The sequence below is a fragment of the Streptomyces viridosporus genome, assembly GCF_002078235.1.
GTDB classification, from domain to species: domain Bacteria; phylum Actinomycetota; class Actinomycetes; order Streptomycetales; family Streptomycetaceae; genus Streptomyces; species Streptomyces viridosporus.
Genome location: NZ_MSGP01000661.1, coordinates 1 through 4,165 on the forward strand (window position 1 = coordinate 1; position 4,165 = coordinate 4,165).

At 68.4% G+C, this 4,165-nt stretch carries 3 protein-coding genes and 1 pseudogene; 1 reads left to right on the forward strand and 3 read right to left on the reverse strand.

The window, feature by feature from the left end; translation table 11 throughout:
- Positions 1-255: 255 nt before the first annotated feature.
- Both B7L92_RS35240 and B7L92_RS35245 read right to left on the reverse strand, forming a co-directional pair.
- Complete coding sequence (locus B7L92_RS35240) at positions 256-1,347, reverse strand: IS630 family transposase (protein ID WP_081241282.1); 1,092 nt, start codon at positions 1,345-1,347, stop codon at positions 256-258.
- A 33-nt stretch (positions 1,348-1,380) separates the two neighbouring features.
- The gene (locus tag B7L92_RS35245) at positions 1,381-2,295 is read right to left on the reverse strand and encodes an NmrA/HSCARG family protein (RefSeq protein WP_081241283.1); all 915 of its coding nucleotides are present in this window, start codon (positions 2,293-2,295) and stop codon (positions 1,381-1,383) included.
- A 101-nt stretch (positions 2,296-2,396) separates the two neighbouring features.
- On the opposite strand from B7L92_RS35245, the gene B7L92_RS35250 reads away from it, so the two are divergent.
- Positions 2,397-3,029 carry a TetR/AcrR family transcriptional regulator gene (locus tag B7L92_RS35250; RefSeq protein WP_081241284.1) on the forward strand — a complete coding sequence of 211 codons (633 nt, stop codon included), beginning with the start codon at positions 2,397-2,399 and terminating at the stop codon, positions 3,027-3,029.
- A gap of 170 nt (positions 3,030-3,199) precedes the next feature.
- On the opposite strand, the pseudogene B7L92_RS40810 reads toward B7L92_RS35250, so the two are convergent.
- Positions 3,200-4,165, reverse strand: a pseudogene (locus B7L92_RS40810) (hypothetical protein); the annotation flags it as partial.

A 4,165-nucleotide genomic window follows, 5' to 3' on the forward strand; every position in this document is an offset into this window, starting at 1 on the left:
CCGAAACCAACGGTGACAGCAAGCCGGCAGGCTTGCTGTCACCGTTGGTTTCGGCCAGGTACCAGGTAGTGGTTGCGGTAGACGAATCGGTGGTCGGTCGTCACCGTCTCCGGAGTGAAGAACGGCAGGCCGGCCAACGGGTGCCCGGCGAATTCGGTAACCACCGCGGCGGGGATGCCGGGGCAGGGCCACTCCAACTTCTCGCCCCAGTCCGCCCCGGCGGGCGCTGCCGAGCGTCACAGCGCCGGATACGCCCTAGTGACCTGAGTCGGAGATTCGTCGGCAGTAGGCGGCGACTTTGTCGAGGATCTCGTCGGCCGTCTTCGTCCAGACGAACGGCCTGGGACGCTCGTTCCAATCGGCGAGCCAGGACCGGATGTCGCGTTCGAGGGCCTGGACGGAGCGGTGGACACCGCGCCTGAGCTTCTTCTGCGTCAGTTCGGCGAACCACCGCTCCACCAGGTTCAGCCAGGACGCACTCGTCGGCGTGAAGTGCAGGTGGAAACGGGGGTGCGCCAGCAGCCACTTCTTGATGGCGGGCGTCTTGTGGGTGACGTAGTTGTCCAGGATCAGGTGCACCTCGAGCTCGGCGGGCACCTCCTGGTCCAGCCTGACCAGGAACTTCTTGAACTCCACGGCCCGGTGCCGCCGGTGCAGGGAGCCGATCACCTTCCCCGTGGCGACCTCCAGGGCCGCGAACAGGGTGGTGGTGCCGGCCCGGACGCAGTCGTGACTGCGACGCTCGGGAACCCCGGGCACCCTCGGCAGCACCGGCTGGGACCGGTCGAGGGCCTGGATCTGCGACTTCTCGTCCATGCACAGCACCAGGGCCTTCTCCGGCGGATCCAGATACAAGCCCACGACGTCGCGGACCTTGTCGATGAACAACCGGTCGGTGGACAGCAGAGACGTCTGCGTCCGGTGCGGGGCCAGGGCGAAGGCCCGCCAGATGCGGGAGACCGCCGACTGGGACATGCCCGTGGCCGCCGCCATCGACCTCGTCGACCAGTGAGTCGCGTTCTTCGGCTTCTCCTCCAGCGTCTTGACGATGACCCGCTCGACGTCCGCGTCGGTGATCTTTTGCGGGACACCGGGCCGCGGCTCGTCGGACAGGCCGTCCAGACCCCGTTCGAGGAAGCGCCGCCGCCAGGTGCGGACCGTGTCGGGACTGACCTGCAGCCGCCGCGACACCTCCATGATCGAGTGCCCCTCGGCGCACTCCAGCACGATCCGTGAGCGCTGGGCCAGAGCCTGGGCCGTCGAACGACGCCGCACCCACCCCTCCAGCACGGCCCGCTGGGCATCGGTCACCGACAACGGCGGAATCTTCGGTCCCGGACGACTCATGCCCAACCAACGACGAATCTCCGACTCAGGTCACTAGCCGGACACGGGTGTCAGCTGCTCATCCGCCCACTCGGCGAAGGTGGTGACCGGGATGCCCAACTTTCGTGCAAACTCGGGCCGGGCGGGCTGGAGGACCGCGTTGTTCCACTCGTGTCCGGCTCCCCACGTCGGCATGCCCGCGTCGAGGGCCTCTTCCAGGCTCATGGAGGGTGCGGCCACGGGCACGCCCCAGGCGGCGGACAAGGTCTGCGCGATCTGCTCCATCGTGCGCAGGTCACCGGCCAGTTCCAGTTCCACCTGGTGGAACCGGTCAGGGTCTCGAAGGGCGTGCGCCGCAGCCGTGCCGATGTCCCGCACGGCCACCAGGGCCAGTTCGGTCTCCGGCTTCAGTACCGTCAGCAGTCCGCCGCGCGGCCCCTTGGGTGCCAGCAGGGGCAGGTTCTCCATGAAGAAGGCGGGCTTGAGCACCGTCCAGCGGGCAAAGCCCGCACCCCGCACCGCCTCCATGATCGCCTGCTTGGTGTGGAAGTAGTCCGCCATCGCCGCCCAGCGGCCCTCAGCCCAGCCGGCGACCCGGGTATGCTCACCGACTCCACTGGTCGAGGACTGCACGAACTGCCGTACTCCCTCAGCCTTCGCCGCGTCCACCAGGTTGGTGGCTTGGGCGAGCTCGCCCGCGAAGTCCACGCTGGTCTCGGTCATGGGCGGCATCTGCACCGAGAACACCGCGCGGACTCCCTCGACCGCTGGGCCGAGGGAGTCCCGGTCGGAGAGATCCGCCCGCACCAGCTCGGCGCCCAGCGCCTCGATCGCTTGGGCGGACTTCGACCGCGGATCGCGTACGAGTGCACGTACGGGCACCTCGGCGGCCAGGAGTGCGCGGGCCGTGGCCCCGCCTTGCTGGCCGGTGGCTCCGGTGACCAGGACGGTATCGCTGTCGATGGGCATGGTTGCTGCTCCTCACGGACCGGAGAAAGAAAACGGCGGGGCCCGCCGCTTTGCCTGCCGCTAAGATATGGCGGGGCCCGCCGCTTAGCAATGAGGAGATCATGACCGGTCAGCGCTCGGACGCCCGACGCAACTACCAGCGCATCCTCGCCGTCGCCAAAGCCGAGGTCGCCGCGCACGGCGCCGAGGCATCCCAGGAGCAGATCGCCCGCACCGCAGGCGTCGGTTCGGCGACCGTGCGCCGTCACTTCCCCACCCGCCGTGCCCTGCTCGAAGCCGTCTTTCAGGAGCGCATCGAGGGCCTATGCGAGCGCGCCCACCGGCTAAGTGCGACCGAGGACGGCCGCACTGCCCTCCTGGAGTGGCTCCACGCCCTCGTCCTCTACGCCGTCTCAGCCCGCGGATTCGCCAACACCCTCAGCTACGAGCCTCCCTCCGAGGAACCCTCCCCGCACTCCTGTGGCAACAGAATCGCAGCGGCCGGAACTCCCCTGCTCCAGCGGGCCATTCGCGACAAGGCGGTTGCACCGCACGTCACCTTTCACGACCTGCTGACCCTCGCCGTCGGCATCGCCCTGGCCACCGAGCACCACAAGGACCCCGAGACCCAGGCCGACCGCCTCTTCCGCCTCGCTGTGGAAGGGCTCAGCCCTGAGTACGGCATCACTGAGGTATCCGGGAACTCAGAATCTTCGGTACTGGTGACAGAAAGTCTGCCGAACGAGCGGTTGTGACAAGGGGGATGCCTAATCGGTGACAACCAACGTGCCTCGACCGGTCCTCTCCGCCAGCTCATCCGGCGTCGCCGGTGACAACTCCTGAGCTTCGGCTCATGAGCGCTCCAGTTGGCGACCGGAGCGGCCGGTGTCGACGACTGGGCCGTACCGGTACCCTGCTCAACTCGTCAGACGAAGCGCTCACGCGGTGTCGGTGCTGGTAGTCGATGGCGGGGCCCGCGAGGAGTTCGGCGGTGATGGAGTCGAGGGCTCGTTCGAAGTCGCGGGCCGTGCCGCGGGTGTGGAGGTGTCGGTTCAGCAGCTGTGTGTAGCCGATCCTTTTGTTCAGGGTGCTGATTCCGATTGTTCGGGGTGCTGATTCCGAGGAAATGGGCGGCTTCGTCCAAGCTGCCGCCGCGTGCGCGCCGGACCAGGAACACCGAGGCACTGCGTCGGCGCATCTTGGGGGCGATGTCCGAGGGGAAGCTGAGGTGGCGTTCGGCCAGGTCTTCAGGCAGGCAGGCGGGGATATGTTCGGGCCGGAGGTCGACACCGGTGGAGGGGATTCGGAGTCCGCCTTTGCCTGTGCGCCGGAAGGTGGGAACGATCGTGTCGGCGGCGAGCTGGAAGCGCTCGGAGCAGGCGCTGCGGTGCCTTTTGAAGCTGTTGTCCCAGATCAGGTGCCGTGTGGGCGGGATTCCACTGCGGGTCCGGTTCTCCTCGGGCGCGAGCGAGGAGAGTGCTTCGCGCAGGTCTTCGGCCGTCAGGATGCGATCGGTGACCTGGAGGACGCCGGCGCAGGCGAGCGCGTCGAAGGGCGCCGCGTTGGAGCGGTAGGGACGGGAGTCGGCACCCTCGTGGATGGCGAGACGTCGGTCGACGGCTGCAGCGAGCGGGCGGGTGGTGCCGATCGCCTGGATGCGCGGCCAGGAGATCATGACCAGTCCGGCGAGCAGGATGAGTTCGGTGAAGTACTGCTGTGCTGGCCGTCCCGGGCGGCCCGGGCGGAGCAGTCGAAGGATCTTGTGCTGGAGCGCGAGCAGGGCGGGTCCGGGCCGGTGATGGCGCAGCGGGTCGTGTGCGAGGCGGGCTCCGCAGGGGGCGCCGGGCCGGGTGGTCGGGGTGCCCTGGATGGTGAAGGACCGGCAGTGGGC